We start from the raw sequence: 18,930 nt of genomic DNA, 5'->3' as shown, positions 1-18,930 counted from the left end.
TCCTCAAGGGTCGCTTGGTGGGAGGGCACCTATGGTGTCACGTATGCGCGGTGGTCACGACAGCCCAGAGCTCGCCTACCGCTGGGCGGGCGCCTCCCGGCCGGGAACCCCGACCCTGGTGCTCCTCCACGGCTTGGGAGACTCCGGCGACTGCTGGCCCGACGCGGTGCGGCGCTGGTCGCCTCGGTACCGGGTGGTCGGCGTGGACGCCCTCGGCCACGGCCGCTCACCACGCTTCACGCCGTCCCAGCTGCTGTCTCCGGACCCCATGGAGGAGATGTACAGCGCCACCGAGACGGCCGTCGAGGCCGTCGTCGCCAGCCAGGGTGACCGCGTCATCCTGGTGGGCCACTCCATGGGGGGCGGCCTCGCCGGAGCGCTCGCCTCCAGGCGACCGGACCTGGTGCGGGCGGCAGTCCTGGAGGAGCCCGCGTGGCGAGACCCGTACCTTCGCGTCCAGCCGGCAGAGGTCGTCGAGGAGCGGATCGCCGACTGTCGCGCGTTCGTGGAGGACCTCGAGGCGCAGCTCGCACAAGGCCGCCGGGAGAACCCGGGCTGGGCCGAGTCGGAGCTCGCTGCCTGGGCGCAGGCCAAGACCGAGGTGGACCTGGACTTCCTGGCTCTCGGCGTCGCCTCCCTGGCGGCGCCCTGGGACCAGCTCCTCCTGGCGACCACCGTGCCGTTGCTGGCGCTCACGGGGGACACCGGCGTCCTGCTCAGCGCGGACATCCGGGCGCGGGCGGAAGCCATCGGGAACCCGCGGCTCCGGCTGGTGGTGGTCCCGCGGGCTGGGCACTGCGTGCGCCGCGACCAGCCGGAGGCCTTCCACGCCGTGGTCGACCCCTGGCTGGCCGACCAGGTCTGAGCAGGCAGCCTCCGCAGGGGGCCGTCGGAACGGGGGAGCCGGTCGAAAGGGGAGCCGCTCAGACGAGCCGAAGGACCTCGTCGAGCTCCGTCACGTCGTACCAGAGCAGGTCCTCCATGCCCTGGTCCCCCGCAGTCTCGTCGACGTGGAACGACACGATCCTGCGAAGCGGGACCGGCTGCTCGACCGTCACGGCGCAGAGTCCCTCGCTGAGCCCGTCACCGGCGACCCAGGAGGGGTCCACGTCCGCGGCCGCGACCACCCGTCTGCCCACGGCGGTTCCCTGCAGCACTCCGGCGGCCTCCACCGCCTCGGTCAGGGCGGCATACTCCCACTCCTCCTCGTCGCCGGTCGGCAGGGCACGCTCCACTTTGTCCGTGACCGCGAACGCACGCACCGGAGCGCCCTCCACCTGCCGCGTGGCGGCCAGCCGGCGCACGTCGTCTCCGGTGAGCGGCACGTAGATCCGCGTCTGGGTCATCCCACGTCCTCGAAGTCGGAGCGGTCGGGCAGGGGTGCGGGGTCGCGCAGGGCCACCGCCGAGGTCCGCAAGGAGGTCTCGATGACCAGCGGCCGGCGGCTGACGTCCATGAGGTTAGCGCCGAACGCCTCGAGGTCCTCCTCGCCGGGACCCAGCACGGTGACCTCCGCCCCGTCCGCGTGGACGCGGGACAGCTCGCGCAGTACCCGCATCGTGACGCGGTTGCGCCACTGTCGCTCGACGCGGGTCCGCCAGTGCGTCGGGGTGTCCCGGACGAAGCTGACCTGTGGTGCGAGGACGAAGATCTCGTCCAGGCCCTGGCCCACCATGAGGTCGAGGTTCGTGGACGACCAGGCGCCTCCGTCGATGTACCGGTGGTCACCGATGCGGACCGGCTGGTACCAGCCCGGAATGGCGCAGGAAGCCATGACGGCCTCCGCGAGGTCGACCGCGGGAGCCTCCGGGCGTCCGAACGGGACCCGCTCACCGGTGTCGTAGTCCAGGGCGACCACTGTCACGCCGGGCCGAGGTACCCAACCCTTCGGGACGACGAAGCTCATCAGGGAGCCGACCGCCTCGATGCTGCCCCGGCCCTCGGGCAGGATGGCGGAGAGTACTGCGGTGGGTGGCAGGGACCGGAGGTGAAGGACGTTGCGGCGCAACAGCTGTCGAGAGCCCAGGCCCATTCTCGGCAGGCCGGGCCGGTCCCCGCCCGTGTCCTTGTCGTAGTCCCACCCGTAGCCTGCCAGCGGGCCTACGTCGATCGAGCCGTCCAGCTGGTGACGCAGCAGGTCGGCGACGCCGACACCGGCACCCAACAGCCCGGTGAGGACCGAGCCCGCGGACGTCCCGACGTATGCGTCGAAGTCCCGCGCGTCCACGCCGAGCTCGTCCTCCAGAGCCTTCAGCGCCCCGACCATCCACGCGGCGCCCAGCACACCACCGCCCCCCAGGACAAGCCCGCGTCGGCGTCCGTCCCGGTCCGGGGTGTCCGAGCCGCTCATCGTGTCTGCGAGCGGTGGCTGTCGAGCAGCTCCGCGAGGGAGTCGACGATGCTCTGGCCCAGGACGTCGATGTCGGGCATCGAGTCACGGTCGGCGTTGAGCCCGTAGTAGACCCCGCCGTCGTAGGACGTCAGCCCGATCGACAGGGCCTGTCCCCGGGCCAGCGGCATCACCGGGTACGTCGAGAGCATCTTGGCGTCGGCGGCATACAAGGTGTGCTGCGGGCCCGGGACGTTCGTGATGACGACGTTGAACAGCCGCCGCGACATGGCCGAGCCCAGCCGGGCGCCGAGGGAGTGAAGCGTGGGGGGCGCGAAGCCCGCGAGCCCCGCAAGGGACTCCGCGCCGACGGCCTGCCCCCCCTCCATCTGCTGGCGCATGGCGAAGGCGATCTGGTGCAGCCGCATGGACGGTGCAGGCTCACCCACCGGCAGGTCGACGAAGCAGGCGGTCAGCCGGCCGCCGACGTGCCGCGCGTCCTCGTCGTACACGCTGACGGGCACCATGGCGCGCACCGTGGTGCCGGAGTGGACGGACTCGCCGCGCGTCAGCAACCACGACCGGAAGGCGCCCGAGACCGTCGCGAGCACGACGTCGTTGATGCTGACGTCGTCGGCGTACGGGCCGCGGGCCAGGCGGTTGCGGACCTTGCGGTAGTCCTCGAGGTCCGTCCCGATCATGACGTACCGGCGGGCCTCGCCGACCGGGGCGTTCAGTGGGGACTGTGGCGCCGGCCGCGCTGCCGTCCGCGCCAGCGTCGACGCCAGTCCGGTGGCGAGTCCGAGGGCTCGACTCCCCACCGCCTTGATGTCGACGATCCCGCCCCGGATGTTCTCGATGATCTCGCTCGGTCGACGGACCGCGTCGACCAGGGCGCCCGTGAGCAGCTCGACGTCGCTCGGCTCCCGGGACGGCCGCCAGGTGTCAGTGACCAGCCCATCGGCCCCGGGGTCGCCATCGACGATGACGTGGGCGATGTCGACGGCATTGACCCCGTCGACCAGCGCCTGGTGCGACTTGGTGACGATGGCGAACCGGCCCTGCTCCATACCTTCGACGAGGTACACCTCCCACAGCGGACGGTTGCGGTTCAGGGCCCGCGGCTGCACTCGCGCGACGAACTCCTGGAGCTGCTCGTCCGTCCCTGGGCGCGGCAGTGCCGACCTGCGCACGTGGTAGGTCACGTCGAAGCTCTCGTCGTCCACCCATACCGGGTTGGCCAGCCGGCCCGGCACGGGCCGGATCCGCTGCCGGTAGCGCGGCACGAACGCGATCCGGGTCGCGATGAGCTGCAGGAGCCGCTCGTAGTCGAACCCCTCGCTCGGGGGGTCGAACACCATGACCGACCCCACGTGCATCGGCGTCGTCGACTCCTCGAGATAGAGGAACGACGCGTCGAGGGAGCTCAGGCGGTCGGACACCCCCACATCGTGGCAGAAGTCGCTGTTTAGACTGCGATTCGTGACGAAGACGACGGTGGGGAGCACGGCGCGCCGGGTCTGGTGGGTGACGCTCACTGCCGGCCTCGTGGCCGCAACCGCAGCGTGCGGAACAGGTGACCCGGCCACGGTCGCGACAGGCGGGTCGTCCTCCGGCTCCGCCTCAGCGACTTCGTCGAGCTCGGCCGGCTCCACGGCCGGCTCATCCTCCGCCGTCTCGTCCAGCTCACCGTCGAGCTCCACCACGGCCTCCCGGACGCTCACCGTCACGGTGACGGGCAGGACCGTGACGCCGGCGCCGGCGACCGTGCCCCTCAGGGTCGGCGAGAGCCTTACCCTCGTCGTCACTGCCGACCACGACGACGAGCTCCACCTCCATGGCTTCGACATCGAGAAGAAGCTCGTCGCCGGGCGTCCGCTGTCCGTCACGGTGGTCGGCAAGGACCCTGGCGTCTTCGAGGTGGAGACCCACGAGCCCGAGCTGCGCCTGCTCAAGATCGCCGTCCAGTGATGGTCGCGCTGCCGGCCCATGGCGTCGGCGCGCGCGAGGACCTGCCGCTGCCGTTCTCGCTGCTTCTCCTGGGGGCGGTCCTTGCCCTGGTGGTCTCCTTCCTGGCTCTCGGACTGCTGTGGCGGGAACCGCGGCTCCACGCCGAGGACGGACGCCTCCTGCCGATGGTCGTCTCGCTGGCCCTCGACTCCGCCCCCGTCCGGGGACTCTTCGTCCTGGTCTCGCTCCTGCTCACCGGGTGGACCCTGCTCGCGCTCCTCGCCGGACCGGACAATGCCAACAACCCGGTACCACGGGTCGTGTACGTCTGGCTCTGGGTCGGGCTGGCCTTCATCTCCGTCGTGTTCGGAGGCATCTGGCGGCTGGTGAACCCCGTGCGGTGGATGCGCAGCGGGCTCCTGGCGCTGGGCAGGGTCGGCGAGGACTTCACCCTCGCCGACTACCGGTGGGGCCACTGGCCGGCTGCGCTCGGCCTGCTCGCGTTCGTCTGGCTGGAGCTCATCGCCCCGGACAACGCGGACCTCTCCACGCTGCGGGTCGCGATCCTGGGCTTCCTCATCGTCAGCCTGCTGCTGTCGCTCGTCTTCGGTCCGCCATACCTACGCCACGGAGACCCGTTCACCGCGTGGTCCTCGCTCTACGGGACGCTGAGCCCCCTGGGACGAAGGGTCGACGGGCGGTGGGTGCTCCGGACGCCGCTGCACGGACCGCTGACCATCCCGGCCAGGCCGGGTCTGGTAGCGGTCACCTCGGTGATGCTGGGCAGCACGGCGTACGACGGCTTCTCCGGTGAGACGCGGTGGTACTCGTTCGTCCAGTCCTCGGCACTGCCTGCGCGGGTGTGGGAGACCGGGGCCCTGGTCACCTTCTGCCTCGCGGTCGCCGGGTCGCTCGACGTTGCCGCGGTGCTGTCGGCGCGTCTCGCCGCCGTCTCGCCACGCGGAGTGACCACCGCGTTCGCACCGTCCCTCGTCCCGATCGCCGCCGGCTACCTCGTCGCGCACTACTGGTCACTGTGGGTCTGGGAGGGGACCAATGGACTGGCGCGTCTGTCGGACCCCCTCGGGACAGGGGCCGACTGGCTCGGCACGGCAGACCTGAAGCCGTCCGCGACCCTGATCGCACCCGGTCTCGTCGCAGCGATCCAGGTCGTCGCGATCATCACCGGCCACGTTCTCGGCGTGGTGCTGGCCCACGAGAGGGCGGTGGCCCTCTTCCCACGCCGCGCCGCGGTGCTTGGTCAGGTCCCCCTGCTGGCCCTCATGGTCGGCTACACCGTCGGTGGTCTCACGCTGCTGTTCAGCTCCTGAAGGGTGGCCGGGTTCGCACGCGGGCCTTCCTGCGACGGCTCCGCCGACCGCCGTCGCCGCCCTGCGCGCGGTGGGCGTACTGCTCAGCCAGACCCGCGATGGCACGACGGAGGTCAGAGTGAGGCGCGAACTCGGACAGGGAGCGGCCCGCCAGCATTGCGCCGTCCAGCGTCTCCGGGTCCCAGGGCAGATACGTCACGGCCTCCAGACCGGCGAACCGACCCAGCGCCTCCCCGATCCGTCGCTCCGGGTGGCTGCCGACCGCACTGGCCCGTACCCGGTTGACGACCACGCGACGGGACGCCGGGGAGGTCACCTCGGCAAGGTCCTGGACGCCACGGACCAGCCTTTGCAGGCCGACCGGGTCGGCCGAGCCCACGACCACCAGGTCGTCCGCGGCCTCCAGGCTGCTGAGCGTGGCAGCGTTGCGGCGCGGCGCCACCGTGTCGTAGGAGAGCTCCTCGTCGTCCTCGAGGGAGAACCCGCAGTCCACCACGACGAACCGGCAGAGCCGGCGTGCCATCGCGAGAACGTGGCTCACCGAGGGCGCGCGCAGCTCGGTCCAGCGTTCCGGGCGAGGCACGCCGGAGAGCACCCGCAGGTCTGGGCCCACCTCTGGCGCCACCCGAGCCAGCGCCATCAGGTCGAGCTTTCCGTGGTCGGCGGCCCGTGCTGCCGCAGCCATGCCCGGGGCCTCGTCGAGCAGGGCCAGAGCCTGCGCTGTCGACGAACCATACGTGTCGCAGTCCACCAGGATCGTGGGTGCCGAATGAGCGAGCTCCGCTGCCAGGTTGAGAGCCACCGTGCTGCGACCAGGGGCACCGGTTGGGCCCCACACCGCGATGACCCGCGCATCGACCCCGGCCCGCGACGATGAGTCGACAGGACCGCCTGCGCTCGCCTGCCGCTCGGGGCTCTCGGCGCCAGGCGCCTCCAGGTGCGTGGCGAGCACCTCCAGGGCGTCTTCGAGGTCGTGGGTGAGGACGTCGGCTCTCACGACGACGGTGAGGCCGAGCTGGCGCAGCTCGCGCTCTCCTGGCTCGTCCCCCGGAGCGACGACTCCGGCCACGGCGACACCGTGCGTCTCCAGGTGGTGCAGCGCTGCCCGGTCGACGCCACGCAGGTCGGCGGACACGAGGGCAATGTCGCCGATCCCCGCCGCGGCAGCCGCCAGCAGCTCTGCCAGGTCGGCACATCGTCGAGACACGACGTAGCCAGAGGTGCCGCCGAGGGTGGCCACGATCTCGGCCTCCCAGCTGCCGTGCAACGCCGTGATGACCGCAAGGGTCACTGGTCCACCTTGAGAGGCGTGCCTGCCACGGGCACCACGGTGACCCGGGCCCCGGCGTCGACCTTGCCGATGATGTCCCTGATCTGCTCGGTGGGAGACATCACCTGGATGGGCCGATCTCCGCTGCCCGACGCGCCCAGGCCGCCGGCGGTGCTGGGCAGGCTCGACACCGAGACCCCGCGAAGGGCGAGCTGCGGTCCGGTGAAGGCCCTGGCTGCCGCGCCGGCATGCGGGTCGGCCGGGTTCAGGTACACGTCCACCCTCGACCCCACCTTCAGGGCGGCGGCGGCGCCCGCATCCACGGTGAGGGTCAGAGGTTGCACGCCCACCTGGTCCTGCCGTCCCACCGCGCTCGCCGGAACGAGCTCGCCCGGGGCGACGTCCCGAAGCACGAACCGGCCGGAGCCCAGCTCACCGGCCGCGGACAGGTACTGCCCCACCTGTGAGCCCAGCTGGACGTCGACCCGCTGCAGGTTCTCCGCGCCGAGCGGCTGCCCAGGGACCAGGGGCGTCCGCGCCACGTACATCGCGGTGCGGTCGTCCGCGTGGGCCACGACGACCGACCCGACGACCACGGAGCCCAGCACGAGGAGGACCCCGACGAGGAGCCTCACATCGCCCCACCCCGGACGTCTGAGCCGCTGCGCCCTGGGTACTGCTACGTCACTCACGGTGTCCCCCTGGTCCGTGTCTGCGCCGGACGTCCCCCCGCCGCATGGCCATCATGACGCACGGAGCGCTCCCGTGTGGTCTCCAGTCCACAGCGTCGGCGCTCATCCACAAGTGCCGGATGCCAACTCCCCCAAACGGCTGTCGATGCGGCAATCTGACGACCGATCGTCCCTGGACGCAAGAACATGGTAAACAGTTGGTCAAGGGACGTTATGGTCGTAGTCAAGGCGACCATCAAGGGAAGAGGGGCAAGTCGTGGTGAAGCGCTTTATTCAGCTGTCGGAGGTGTCGGAGGTTCTCGACATCTCCTCGGCCCAGGCTTATGCCCTGGTGCGGTCGGGCGAGCTGCCCGCGATCAAGGTGGGGGGCCGCGGGCAGTGGCGCGTCGAGGTGGCAGAGCTCGAGAGCTACATCCAGCGGATGTACAACGAGACCAAGACCTTCGTCGCCGCTCACCCCTTCGGGCAGGGTCAGGAGGGAACGGGCTGAGGGAACCAGCCGGCGTGAACCACGGGGAGCAGTGCGGCGCAGCGAACCGGCACCACCGAACCGGCCGATTCAGGCGCAGGGCGGGCCGGTGCGCCGGGCCCCCTCAGGCCTGGCGCAGCGCCACGATGGCCCCGAAGGGGACGAGCTTGGTCCCCGTGACGTGCTGCGGTCGCCGCGGAAGGTCGGCGGGATGCTCGCTCAGCTCCAGCACGTCCCGGCCGACCGCGTCGATCGTTCCGGTCGCGAGCCCGCCGGAGGTATCCGTCAGCGTGACCACCGAACGGTCTCTGCTCAGGCCGCGCAGGGCGTAGCCCAGCCCGAACCGGCGACCGACCGGCATCCCGACGGCGCGTGGGCTCGCGCTGACCACGGACGCGATCCCCGCGAAAGGCACGAGGGCCGCGGGCCCCTGCTGGGTGAGAACCAGGAGCCAACCGTCTCCGACGTCTGCGACCCGGCCCTCGATCCTGCCGCCGACCCGAAGGGTGACGGCGGCACGGGCGCCGACCGCGAGCCGCTCATAGAGCCCGATGACACCGCGTTCGCGCCGGGTGCGATCGGCGACCTCGGCGTCGAGCTCGCGCCGAACCTCGGCCTCCCACTGCGCTGCCAGGTCGTCGAACAGCTCGTCCCACCGCACTGATGTCTCCGCCCCGGTCCGCGCCGAGCGTCCCCCTGGCGCCCCGCCGCGGGGCCAGCGTAGCCGCAGCACCGTTGCCGTAGCCGCAAGCCGCCTGTGGGTAGCTCCTTGCCGCCCTCACGGATCTCCTGTTACCGTCGCCGGGCCGACAAGGCAAATGCACGCTTCCGGGGGGAAACGATGGTAAACGTATGGCGCCTTGCTGCGGCTGCGACCGCGACAGCAGCTGCGGGGACCGTGGCCGAGACGGCGCTGGCGACAAGCGCGGCGCACCAGTGGGCAATGGTCGCCGCTCCGGGACCCGCAGCCCCTGACGAGGTCCTGACGCTGCTGGCGTGCGGCGCCGCAACTGTGCTCGGCGGCTGGCTGGTGCTCAGTACCGTGGTGGCGACCTTGGCGCACGCCTCCGGCCGGCTCGGCTGGCTTGCAGGCCTGGTGGCGGCGGTCTGGTCGCCCGCACTCTCCCGACGCGTCGCTGCCCTTCTTGTCGGTGCCTCTCTCGGCTCGGCACTGGTCCCGGGCGTGGCAGCCGCGCAGCCAGCGCCGGCCGCGGCAGTGTTCGACGCCCGGCCGTCCGGGTCGGCAGGGGCGCAGGTCGCGCTCCCGCTCCACATGGGCGACGCCGCTCCCCCTGCGCCCGGATTCGCGGTCACCCTGCGTCCAGCTGTGGCGCCGAGCCTCCGGACATGGGCACGACCGGCCATGGCACGGAGAGAAGCGGCGGCCCCAGTGCCGACAAGCCCAGTGCCGACAAGCCCAGTGCCGACAGGCCCAGTGCCAGAGCCCCCGTCTCCGGGGTGGACCCCGTCACGTCCCCTCCAGCGACCGCAGGCAGACCCCTCCCTGGTGAGCGCCCCGGCGGGACGGACCGCTGAGCCTGCCGGCATCGTGGTCCAGCGCGGAGACAGCCTGTGGGGGATCGTCGCCCGACACCTCGGTCCGCAGGCAAGCGCCGCGGAGGTGGCGGCGCAGTGGCCGCGGTGGTACGCCGCGAACCGGCGGGTCATCGGACCAGAGCCGGACCGCGTCCTGCCCGGCCAGATCGTCCGGGCGCCGGCAGCCACCGCGGACGGCGAGCAGTGATGAGCGCCGGAGCCGCCGGAGCCGCCGGAGCCGCCGCCGGGGCTGCCGCGTCAGCGCTACGCCCGCTGCGGATCCTGCCGCTGCCGCGCCACCGCCCTCCCGTGATTCCCGACTCCGACGACTGGGACCTGTTCGAGCCGGACTCCCCGCAGTACGTCCAGGACGCGCTCGCCGTGGACTTCGACCTCGTCAGCGACGAGCGGCTGTTCGGTGAGCGCCCGACCCGCCGCGACGACCTGCCCGACCCGCGGGAGTGGGCCGGCCACATCGCTCAGGCACTCGTGGAGGTCATGGCCGGCGTGCGCCCGGCACCTCAGGTGCTCCGATGGACGACCACCGAGGTGTACGCCGTCGTGGCCCGCCGCGCGGCGGTGTCCGCCCGTCGAGGCGTGGCTCCGACCCGCAGGACCGTCGTACGCGCCGTACGAGTCTGCGAGCCTGCCGACGGGGTCGCCGAGGCGAGCGCCGTGGTCATCGACGGCGGACGCGTGCGAGCGCTGGCGTTCCGGCTGGTGGGTCTGGATGGACGGTGGCGGGTCGAGGCGCTTCAGGTCGGCTGACGCACCGTCAGGGCTTGCCGTGGCACATCTTGAACTTCTTCCCGGACCGGCAGGGGCAGGGCCCGTTGCGGGAGGCTCCAGCGAGCTGCTCCGGCGACAGGACGTCCTGGACCGTCCCGACGCCCCGGTGCTCGGCCTGCCCGGTCTCGTCCGGTGCCGAGTACTGGAGCTCCTGGGTACGTCGGACCGGCTGCTCCAGCCCCTTGGCGCGGAACGTCGGGTGGGCCTGAGCCACCTCGGCGCTGGTGCCGTCCGACGCCTCGGATGCCGCGGCCGGCGAACCGTTCGCAGACGGCGCAGCGGCAGACTCCACCACGCCCGGCACGTCTGCCGCCGGCACCTCGCCGGCCGTCCCCTCGGCACTGGAGAGTCCTGAACCAGCCAGCATGTCGGACACGCTGATCGGCTGGACGGCCGGCGCGTGCTCCTGTGCCGGCTCGTCCACGTCCACCTGGATGTTGAAGAGGTAGCCGACGGACTCCTCTTTGATGGACTCGTTCATGGCCTCGAAGAGCTGGAACCCCTCGCGCTGGTACTCCACGAGCGGGTCTCGCTGGGCCATCGCCCGCAGGCCGATGCCCTCCTGCAGGTAGTCCATCTCGTAGAGGTGCTCGCGCCACTTGCGGTCCAGGACGGAGAGCACGACCCGACGCTCCACCTCGCGCATGACCTCCTCGCCGAGCTGCTCCTCGCGCGCGTCGTACGCATGGTGCGCATCCGAGGTGACCAGCTCGCGGAGCAGGTCCGCGGTGAGGGCTGAGCGCCCGCCGGCAGCCTCGACGACGTCGTCCGGCGTGATCGACACCGGGTAGAGGGTCTTGAGGGCGGTCCACAGTCGGTCGAGGTCCCAGTCGTCCGCGAACCCCTCGGCCGTCTCCGCGTCGACGTACCCGCCCACCACGTCGTTGATGAAGTGGCGGATCTGCTCGTGCAGGTCCTCGCCCTCGAGCACCCGGCGCCGCTCCTGGTAGATGACGGTGCGCTGGCGGTTGAGCACGTCGTCGTACTTCAGGACGTTCTTGCGGATCTCGAAGTTGCGACCTTCCACTTGGCCCTGGGCGCTCTGGATCGAGCGGCTGACCATCTTGGACTCGATCGGCACGTCGTCGTCCATCTTGGCCGTCGTCATGAAGCGGTCGACCATGGCAGCGTTGAACAGCCGCATGAGGTCGTCCTGGAGGGACAGGTAGAACCGGGACTCCCCCGGGTCACCCTGGCGACCCGACCGGCCCCGAAGCTGGTTGTCGATGCGGCGGGACTCGTGGCGCTCGGTGCCCAGGACGTAGAGGCCTCCGAGCCCGGTGACCTCGTCATGCTCGGTCTGCACGGCTGCCTCGGCCTTGGCGAGCGCGTCGTCCCAGGCCGCCTCGTACTCCTCGGGCGTCTCCTCGGGGTCCAGTCCGCGCTGCTTGAGGGTCGCGACAGCCATGAACTCCGGGTTGCCGCCGAGCATGATGTCGGTGCCGCGGCCAGCCATGTTGGTGGCAACTGTCACCGCGCCCTTGCGGCCAGCCTGGGCGACGATGGCCGCCTCTCGCTCGTGCTGCTTGGCGTTGAGGACCTCGTGCGGGACACCCTGACGGCGCAGCTGCTCGGAGAGGTACTCGCTCTTCTCGACCGACACGGTGCCGACGAGGACGGGCTGTCCCTGGCCATACCGCTCGGCGATGTCGGCCACGACGGCGTCGTACTTCGCCTCTTCGGTCCGGTACACGAGGTCGGACTGGTCCTTGCGGATCATCGGGCGGTTCGTGGGGATAGGCACGACGCCCAGCTTGTAGATCGAGTGCAGCTCCGCGGCCTCGGTCTGGGCCGTCCCGGTCATGCCGGAGAGCTTGTCGTACATGCGGAAGTAGTTCTGCAGCGTGATGGTCGCCAGCGTCTGGTTCTCGTTCTGGATCTCGACGCCTTCCTTGGCCTCGATCGCCTGGTGCATGCCCTCGTTGTACCGCCGGCCTGCGAGCATGCGGCCCGTGTGTTCGTCGACGATGAGGATCTCGCCGTTGAGGTTGACGTAGTCCTTGTCGCGCTTGAAGAGCTCCTTGGCCTTGATGGCGTTGTTGAGGTAGCCGATCAGGGGCGTGTTCACGGACTCGTACAGGTTGTCGATGCCGAGGTAGTCCTCGACCTTGGCGATCCCGGCCTCGAGGACCCCCACGGTCTTCTTCTTCTCGTCGACCTCGTAGTCGCCCTCACCGGACTCCAGCTCCCCGCGAGTGAGCTTGTCGGCGATGCGGGCGAACTCCACATACCACTTGGTGGCGGCATCCGCCGGACCGCTGATGATGAGCGGGGTGCGGGCCTCGTCGATGAGGATGGAGTCGACCTCGTCCACGATGGCGAAGTTGTGGCCCCGCTGGACGAGCTCCTCCATGGACCACGCCATGTTGTCGCGCAGGTAGTCGAAACCGAACTCGTTGTTGGTGCCGTAGGTGATGTCCTTGGCGTACTCGACGCGGCGCTGCTCCGGTGTCATGGAGGCGAGGATCACCCCGGTCTCCAGGCCCAGCAGGCGGTGCACGCGACCCATGAGCTCGGACTGGTACTCGGCCAGGTAGTCGTTGACCGTGACGACGTGGACGCCCTTGCCCTCGAGAGCGTTGAGGTATGACGGCAGCGTGGCCACGAGCGTCTTGCCCTCACCGGTCTTCATCTCGGCCACGTTCCCGAGGTGCAGCGCGGCGCCGCCCATGAGCTGGACGTCGAAGTGGCGCTTGCCGATGGTCCGCTTCGCGGCTTCCCGAACTGCAGCGAAGGCCTCGGGAAGGATGTCGTCGAGCGTTTCGCCGTCAGCCAGACGCTGGCGGAAGACGTCGGTCTCGGCACGCAGCTCGGCGTCGCTCAGCTTGGCGAAGTCCTCCTCGACGGCGTTCACCTGGGCGGCGATCCCGTGGAGCTTCTTGAGGATGCGGCCTTCTCCGGCGCGCAGCAGTCGTTCGACGATCTTGGACACGCAGTCTCTCCTGAAAGTTCGCGGCCGTGGACATCCGGATGGCAACGGCCCGACCTAGGCTAGTCGAGTCGCCCCCTCCTGTGGACCGGCGGCTGGGGTCCTGTCCCTCGACGCCGAACGCCCCGGACCCGTGCGGCGTTCCACGACGGCACCGGCGCACCGTTCCACCACAGCACCCGCGCCTGCTGCTGCGTCTCCTGCCCGGCACCGCCCCGTGGTCGCCCTCAGGCCGCCACGAGGTCCTGGTAGGCGGGGTGTCTCTCCAGCCAAGCCGCGATGAACGGGCACAGCGCCACCACCTTCCGCTCGCCCTTGGCGCGGACGTCGTCGAGCGCACCCTTCGCGAGCGTGCCGCCGACCCCCTGACCGCCGAAGGCGTCCTCGATCTCGGTATGGGTGAAGACGATCTGGTGCTCCCCCCTGAACCGGTAGGCGGCGAAGCCGGCCAGGTCACCGTCCACCCGGGCCTCGTAGCGGTGCAGAGCGGGGTTGTCGGTCACGTCGATGGTGCTCATGGGCTCACCCAAGCACGCGTGTCAACGCGTGCCTGACGACCTGCTACGTCATCTCGGCGCGGTCGCCGTCACGCGACAGCGGCGACCTGCGCATTCTCGCTGTCGCCGCTCCCCGGCCGACCCTCGGCCGGCGCGGAGATGGCCAGGCACGCGAGTGCCGCAAAGAGGCACAGCCCGCCCGCGGTCAGCCACGCCGTGAAGTAGTCCCCGGTGCTTTGGCGTACCCACCCCGCATACGAGGCCGCCACCCCGGCGCCCACCATGTGTGCGGCGAAGACCCACCCGAACACGACGCTCGAGCGCTGCACGCCGAAGTGCCTCCGGCACAGGGCGATGGTGGGCGGAACGGTAGCCACCCAGTCGAGCCCGTAGAACACGATGAAGACGAAGAGGTTCGGCCGGATGTCCGGACCGAGCAGGGCGGGCACGAAGAGCAGCGACAGACCGCGGAAGCCGTAGTAGCCACAGAGCAGCCACCGGGGGTCGACCTTGTCGGTCAGCCATCCCGAGGCGATGGTCCCCACCAGGTCGAAGACCCCGATGAGAGCCAGCAGCCCGGCTGCCGTGGTCTCGGGCATGCCGTGGTCGTGGGCGGCTGGGATGAAGTGGGTGCCGATGAGGCCGTTGGTGGACCAGCCGCAGATCCAGAACGTGCCGACGAGGATCCAGAACGTCCGCGACCGCAGGCTCTGCCTCAGGGTCCGGACCGCGACGCCCGCCGGTCCGGGTGGGCGGCCGACCGGCGCCAGCGGCTGTCCATTCGTGGACGCCCCTTCCCACGGCACCCCCGGCGTCGCCGGACCCGTGAGACCGAGAGATGCCACCGACGTCGGCGAGCCCGCGAGCGTGCCATCGGGAACGGGAGCCGCGCCGTACGGCAGCAGGCCCAGGTCCGCCGGCCGGTCCCGTACGACGACCAGGACGAGCGGCACCAGCAGCAGGGCCGCACCGGTCACCACCAGGGCGGCCCAGCGCCACCCCGGTCCAGTGGCGAGCGCCGCGATGCCGGGCAGGAACACGAGCTGTCCCGCCGCCCCGGCGGCGGAGAAGATGCCCGTGACCAGCCCGCGGCGAGCCTCGACGAACCAGCGGTTGGCGATGACCGAGCCCAGCACCAGGGCCATCGCACCGGTGCCGACGCCGACCGCCAGGCCCCACAGCAGCCACAGCTGCCAGGGCCGGGTCATCACCGTGGTCAGCCCGCTGCCCGCTGCGACGAGCACCAGCGCTCCCGTGACGACCCGGCGGATACCGAAGGTCTCCATGAGCGCGGCAGCGAAGGGAGCGGTGACCCCGTAGACGACCAGGTTGGCCGTGACGGCCCCCGAGGTCACCGCACGCGACCAGCCGAACTCCTCCTCCAGGGGGACGAGAAGCGCGCCGGTGGAGGACCGGAAGCCCGCGGCCGCCACCAGGGCTCCGAGAACCACGGCCGCGACGAACCACGCGCGATGGATGTGTGGGGCGCCGCCCCCCGCCGACGCAGGGTGCGAGCGGCGGGCGACAGGGGTGGCAGGAACGGTCACGGACGGAGAGTATGTGCCATCGAGTCCGTCGCGACAGGTCGATCCCCATCAAGCGCCGCGCGGTTCCTGCCACTCGGACGATCGGACGATGACGTGGGCGTTCGTACACGGCCATCCCGACAAGCACTCACAGTGGGCACATGGCCAGGTTCGGGCGTCGGGCGAGCACCGCGCCTGCCCGTGATGCCCAGAGCGGACCAGCCGTGGAAGCGAGCCGACCGGACTCGCCGCGCGGGACGGCTCGGTTCAGCACCGTCCTGCTGGAGTGGGTGCCGGTCATCATCGTCGCGACGACACCCCTGGTTCTGCTCCGCCGCCTCGCGACTCCGATCCAGGACCCGGACACCTTCTGGCACGTCGTGGCTGGGCGCCAGCTGTGGTCCACATGGCAGTTCGCAGGTCAGGCGCCGTGGCCGCCGGCCGCCAACCGCCCGTGGGTGCTGCACGAGTGGCTCCCTGAGCTTGCGTTGGCGGCGGCGGACCACCTGTGGGGCCTGCGCGGTGTGGCGTTCGCACAGACCGCGCTGGCTCTCGCGCTCATGCTTAGCCTCTACTGGTGCTGCAGTCGCTTCAGCCGCCCCCTCCCCGCTGCCATCGCCACACTGCTGGGGTGGCTCGGCGTGTCAGCGAGCGTCTCAGCGCGTCCACAGGTGGTCACGTTCATCCTCCTTGGCGTCACCACGGCTGCCTGGTTGCGGACAGCCGCCGATGGCAGGCCACGGTGGTGGCTGGTGCCACTGTCGTACCTCTGGTCCTGTTCGCACGGGCTGTGGCCCGCCGGGGTGATGGTCGGCGGAGCGGTCGTCTGCGGACTTGTCGCCGACCGCTCATACCGCCCGCCCGAGCTGCTCAGGCTGGCATGCATCCCCACGCTGAGCGTCGCCGGTGGCGTGGTCACACCGGCAGGTCCGGGGCTTCTCCTGGCGTCGCGGGAGATCGGGAAGTCGACCCAGTACGTCGAGGAGTGGTCGCCGGCCTCCCTGAGGTCGCCGTACCTGGCAGCCACGATCGCTATGGCTGCCGTCGTCCTAGTGGTGTGGGCGCGACGGCAGACGAAGACCAGCTGGGCGCATCTGGCCGTGTGGCTCCTCGCTGTGGCCTGGGCCCTCACCTACGGCCGCACCGTCGCCCTCGGCGCCGTGATGCTGGCCCCGCTGGCCGCGGGAGCCGTCGACAGTGTTCTGCCGAGGGAGCGCCGGACGCCCGTGCCCGCGGTCGCGCACCGACTGATCGTCGCCGGAGGGTTCGGTTCGGCCGCAGTCGTGGCCCTCTTCGTGGCCTCGGCGACCTCCTCGGCGCCCGAAGGAGTCCCCACGCACCTCGACTCCGCGCTCTCCAGGCTTCCCAGCGGGACGGTCGTCTTCAACGACTACGCGCTCGGCGGATGGCTGCTCTACAAGCACCCCAACGTGGCGGCGGTGATCGACGGTCGCAGCGAGCTGTACGCCCACAGCTATGTCGCCGACTATGTTTCGGCCCTGTCCGCCACACCCGGCTGGGAGCGCACTGTGGCAGCCACGCATGCCCGGTACGCGCTCCTGCCGGGGGCCAACGCCCTCGCCGGTGCGCTGGAGGGCCAGTGGCACTGGACTCGTCAGGCCGACCAGCAGGGCTTCGTTCTGCTCGTGGCCCCTAGGACGCCAGCCGAGTGACCTCCGCGAGGCCCAGCCAGCCCGCCATGGAGGTCAGCTCCTGCGCGAGGGCATCGCGTGCCTCGGGCGGCGCGGACGGCTCCCAGTGCACGGCCCGCACCCGGAGGACACCCTCCGCCCGGTCCGCCTTGAGGTCGCACCGCGCGACGAGCCGGTCGCCGAAGAGGAAGGGCAGGACGTAGTAGCCGTGCACCCGCTGGGTCGCTGGCACGTAGATCTCGAGCCGGAAGTCGAAACCGAAGAGCATCGCCGTCCGGTCGCGCTGCCAGATGAGCGAGTCGAAGGGGCTCAACAACGCGCGGGCCTGCACGGCCCGCGGTCGGCGCGCCTGCGGGTGCAGGTAGGCACGGCGGTTGGAGCCTTCGATCGTCGCGGGCAACAGTCGCCCTTCGGCGACCAGTGCCTCCACGGCAGGGCGCGACTGGTGCGGCTTGAGCCGGTAGTAGTCGCGCAGGCACTGCTCGGTGCCCACGCCATGGGCTCGCGCCGCCAGCATCACGAGCTGACGGAACGCCTCCTCGGGGGAGGGCCGCGCCAGCGGGTCGGCAGCGGTGGCGACGGCGAGCGGTAGGACGCGGTCCACGGCGGCATAGCGTCGCTCGAACTGGCTGGTTCTGCCGGCGGAGCTGATCTGGCCGGCCCAGAACAGGTGCTCCAGGGCACTCTTCACCAGGGACCAGTTCCACCCCCACTCGTCGCGCTGGCGCGGCAGGTCGTGCTCCAGGGCCGCCTCGACCTCCCGAGACGTGAGCGGCCCGCGGGACACGACCTCGGCCCGCACCGCCTCGACCAGCTCGGGGTGCTCCCTGGCGACCCGCTGCATGCCACCCCACGCGTCGGAGAGCGCCCGCTGCATCCGGAAGGTGAGCAACGGCCACGTGGTGGGTGGGATGAGGCTCGCCTCGTGCGCCCAGTACTCGACGAGCCGCCGAGGGGCGCGGTCACGGGCTCGGTCCAGGAGAGGGCGGTCGTAGGGCCCCAGGCGCGAGAAGAAGGGCAGGTAGTGGCTGCGCGTCAGGACGTTGACGCTGTCGATCTGCACCACCTGGACCCGGTCGACGACGCGCTGGAGGTGCCGCATGGTCGCCTGTCCCGGTGCAGGACGCGGGTCGAGGAACCCCTGTGCTGCCAGCGCGATCCGGCGCGCCTGGGCGCGGCTCAGCCGCACCGGAGTGGGTTCCGTCATTCGCCAGGTTCGAGGAGGTTCTCCCGGACGGCGTACATCGCCGCCTCCATCCGCGAGTGCAGCTGCAGCTTCTCGAGGATGTTCCGGACGTGGTTCTTGACGGTGTTCTCGGAGATGAAGAGCTGGTGCGCAATCTCCTTGTTGGCCAGTCCCCGCGCCACGAGGCGCAGCACCTCGAGCTCTCGCTCCGTGAGACGCGGCGCGCCGACCACGCTGGGGCGGTCGCCCTGACGGCGGCTGAGCTGGGCGAACTCGGCCAGCAGCTTGGACGCCATCGACGGCGAGATGAGGGAGTCGCCGTGATGGACAGCGCGCACACCGTCGGCGATCTCCTCGCCGGGGACGTCCTTGAGGAGGTACCCGTTGGCGCCCGCCTTCACCGCCTCGTACAGGTCGGACTCCTCGTCCGACATCGTGAGCATGATGATCTTGGTCGAGGGCACCAGCGCCTTGATCGTCTGGCACGCCTCGATCCCCGAGGTGTGCGGCATCCGGACGTCCATGAGGACCACGTCGGGAAGCAGCTCGACGGTACGGTCGACCGCCTCCTTGCCGTCGCCCGCCTCCCCCACGATGTCGATGTCGTCCTCCTGGGACACCACCATCTGCAGGCCGCGCCGGTAGAGCACGTGGTCGTCCGCGATGACCACTCGGATGCGGTCCCCCGCGTCCACCTGCTCGTCGAGCTCGCTGGTGCTCACCGGGCCATCCTGCCACGACCGGCCGACGGCGCCCCTCGGAATGGCCCTAGGC

At 71.0% G+C, this 18,930-nt stretch carries 19 protein-coding genes; 7 read left to right on the top strand and 12 right to left on the bottom strand.

What is annotated here, in order from left to right; genetic code table 11:
• Window positions 1–43: 43 nt before the first annotated feature.
• A complete protein-coding gene (locus tag PHA84_RS02525) occupies window positions 44–865 on the top strand; it encodes an alpha/beta fold hydrolase (RefSeq protein ID WP_270886515.1) in 822 nt (273 codons plus the stop codon).
• Between the two features lie 58 nt (window positions 866–923).
• Here the strand turns inward: PHA84_RS02525 and PHA84_RS02520 are convergent, their stop codons facing one another.
• The 3 genes from PHA84_RS02520 to PHA84_RS02510 are packed head-to-tail and all read right to left on the bottom strand — an operon-like array spanning window position 924 to window position 3,771.
• The gene (locus PHA84_RS02520) at window positions 924–1,346 is read right to left on the bottom strand and encodes a DUF6912 family protein (RefSeq protein ID WP_270886514.1); all 423 of its coding nucleotides are present in this window, start codon (window positions 1,344–1,346) and stop codon (window positions 924–926) included.
• Window positions 1,343–2,350, bottom strand: coding sequence for a patatin-like phospholipase family protein (locus tag PHA84_RS02515; protein ID WP_270886513.1), 1,008 nt, complete (start codon window positions 2,348–2,350; stop codon window positions 1,343–1,345). Before PHA84_RS02515 ends, PHA84_RS02520 begins: the two co-directional genes overlap by 4 nt.
• A complete protein-coding gene (locus PHA84_RS02510; protein WP_270886512.1) occupies window positions 2,347–3,771 on the bottom strand; it encodes a WS/DGAT/MGAT family O-acyltransferase in 1,425 nt (474 codons plus the stop codon). Before PHA84_RS02510 ends, PHA84_RS02515 begins: the two co-directional genes overlap by 4 nt.
• 40 nt (window positions 3,772–3,811) lie before the next feature.
• Here PHA84_RS02510 and PHA84_RS02505 point away from each other — a divergent pair, with 40 nt between their 5' ends.
• Window positions 3,812–4,300 (top strand): hypothetical protein, encoded by a 489-nt coding sequence (locus PHA84_RS02505; RefSeq protein WP_270886511.1) that lies wholly within the window; start codon window positions 3,812–3,814, stop codon window positions 4,298–4,300.
• The gene (locus tag PHA84_RS02500) at window positions 4,300–5,610 is read left to right on the top strand and encodes a hypothetical protein (protein ID WP_270886510.1); all 1,311 of its coding nucleotides are present in this window, start codon (window positions 4,300–4,302) and stop codon (window positions 5,608–5,610) included. The genes PHA84_RS02505 and PHA84_RS02500 overlap by 1 nt, the downstream gene beginning before the upstream one ends.
• Here the strand turns inward: PHA84_RS02500 and PHA84_RS02495 are convergent.
• Window positions 5,600–6,901, bottom strand: a complete 1,302-nt coding sequence (locus tag PHA84_RS02495) for an AAA family ATPase (protein WP_270886509.1) — start codon at window positions 6,899–6,901, stop codon at window positions 5,600–5,602. The two genes, PHA84_RS02500 and PHA84_RS02495, sit on opposite strands and share 11 nt — an antisense overlap.
• On the bottom strand, window positions 6,898–7,572 hold the full coding sequence (locus PHA84_RS02490; protein ID WP_270886508.1) for a hypothetical protein: 675 nt from the start codon (window positions 7,570–7,572) through the stop codon (window positions 6,898–6,900). The genes PHA84_RS02495 and PHA84_RS02490 overlap by 4 nt, the downstream gene beginning before the upstream one ends.
• Before the next feature lie 256 nt (window positions 7,573–7,828).
• Here PHA84_RS02490 and PHA84_RS02485 point away from each other — a divergent pair, with 256 nt between their 5' ends.
• Window positions 7,829–8,062, top strand: coding sequence for a helix-turn-helix domain-containing protein (locus PHA84_RS02485; RefSeq protein ID WP_270886507.1), 234 nt, complete (start codon window positions 7,829–7,831; stop codon window positions 8,060–8,062).
• A gap of 103 nt (window positions 8,063–8,165) precedes the next feature.
• Here PHA84_RS02485 and PHA84_RS02480 read toward each other — a convergent pair whose 3' ends face one another.
• Both PHA84_RS02480 and PHA84_RS02475 read right to left on the bottom strand, forming a co-directional pair.
• Window positions 8,166–8,702 carry a hypothetical protein gene (locus tag PHA84_RS02480; RefSeq protein WP_270886506.1) on the bottom strand — a complete coding sequence of 179 codons (537 nt, stop codon included), beginning with the start codon at window positions 8,700–8,702 and terminating at the stop codon, window positions 8,166–8,168.
• 649 nt (window positions 8,703–9,351) lie between these two features.
• Window positions 9,352–9,513 carry a hypothetical protein gene (locus PHA84_RS02475; RefSeq protein ID WP_270886505.1) on the bottom strand — a complete coding sequence of 54 codons (162 nt, stop codon included), beginning with the start codon at window positions 9,511–9,513 and terminating at the stop codon, window positions 9,352–9,354.
• A gap of 35 nt (window positions 9,514–9,548) precedes the next feature.
• Here PHA84_RS02475 and PHA84_RS02470 point away from each other — a divergent pair, with 35 nt between their 5' ends.
• Window positions 9,549–9,785, top strand: coding sequence for a LysM peptidoglycan-binding domain-containing protein (locus PHA84_RS02470; RefSeq protein ID WP_270886504.1), 237 nt, complete (start codon window positions 9,549–9,551; stop codon window positions 9,783–9,785).
• Window positions 9,785–10,345, top strand: a complete 561-nt coding sequence (locus PHA84_RS02465) for an Rv3235 family protein (protein WP_270886503.1) — start codon at window positions 9,785–9,787, stop codon at window positions 10,343–10,345. Before PHA84_RS02470 ends, PHA84_RS02465 begins: the two co-directional genes overlap by 1 nt.
• 7 nt (window positions 10,346–10,352) lie before the next feature.
• Here PHA84_RS02465 and secA read toward each other — a convergent pair whose 3' ends face one another.
• The 3 genes from secA to PHA84_RS02450 form a co-directional block, all read right to left on the bottom strand.
• Window positions 10,353–13,298, bottom strand: coding sequence for a preprotein translocase subunit SecA (secA, locus tag PHA84_RS02460; protein WP_270886502.1), 2,946 nt, complete (start codon window positions 13,296–13,298; stop codon window positions 10,353–10,355).
• A 224-nt stretch (window positions 13,299–13,522) separates the two neighbouring features.
• Entirely contained in the window at window positions 13,523–13,813 is a 291-nt protein-coding gene (locus PHA84_RS02455) for a GNAT family N-acetyltransferase (protein ID WP_270886501.1), read from the bottom strand.
• Between the two features lie 68 nt (window positions 13,814–13,881).
• Window positions 13,882–15,339: an MFS transporter gene (locus tag PHA84_RS02450; protein WP_270886500.1), complete on the bottom strand. Its 1,458-nt coding sequence runs from the start codon at window positions 15,337–15,339 to the stop codon at window positions 13,882–13,884.
• Between the two features lie 140 nt (window positions 15,340–15,479).
• On the opposite strand from PHA84_RS02450, the gene PHA84_RS02445 reads away from it, so the two are divergent.
• On the top strand, window positions 15,480–16,991 hold the full coding sequence (locus PHA84_RS02445) for a hypothetical protein (RefSeq protein ID WP_270886499.1): 1,512 nt from the start codon (window positions 15,480–15,482) through the stop codon (window positions 16,989–16,991).
• Here the strand turns inward: PHA84_RS02445 and PHA84_RS02440 are convergent.
• Window positions 16,972–18,177 (bottom strand): winged helix-turn-helix domain-containing protein, encoded by a 1,206-nt coding sequence (locus PHA84_RS02440; RefSeq protein WP_270886498.1) that lies wholly within the window; start codon window positions 18,175–18,177, stop codon window positions 16,972–16,974. The genes PHA84_RS02445 and PHA84_RS02440 overlap by 20 nt on opposite strands.
• The gene (locus tag PHA84_RS02435; protein ID WP_270886497.1) at window positions 18,174–18,878 is read right to left on the bottom strand and encodes a response regulator; all 705 of its coding nucleotides are present in this window, start codon (window positions 18,876–18,878) and stop codon (window positions 18,174–18,176) included. Before PHA84_RS02435 ends, PHA84_RS02440 begins: the two co-directional genes overlap by 4 nt.
• Window positions 18,879–18,930 lie beyond the last annotated feature (52 nt).

This window comes from Pedococcus sp. 5OH_020 (assembly GCF_027812955.1).
In the GTDB taxonomy this organism is placed as follows: Bacteria; Actinomycetota; Actinomycetes; order Actinomycetales; family Dermatophilaceae; genus Pedococcus.
Note: the sequence above shows the minus strand (reverse complement) of the source record. Positions and strands in the feature narration are given on the sequence as shown.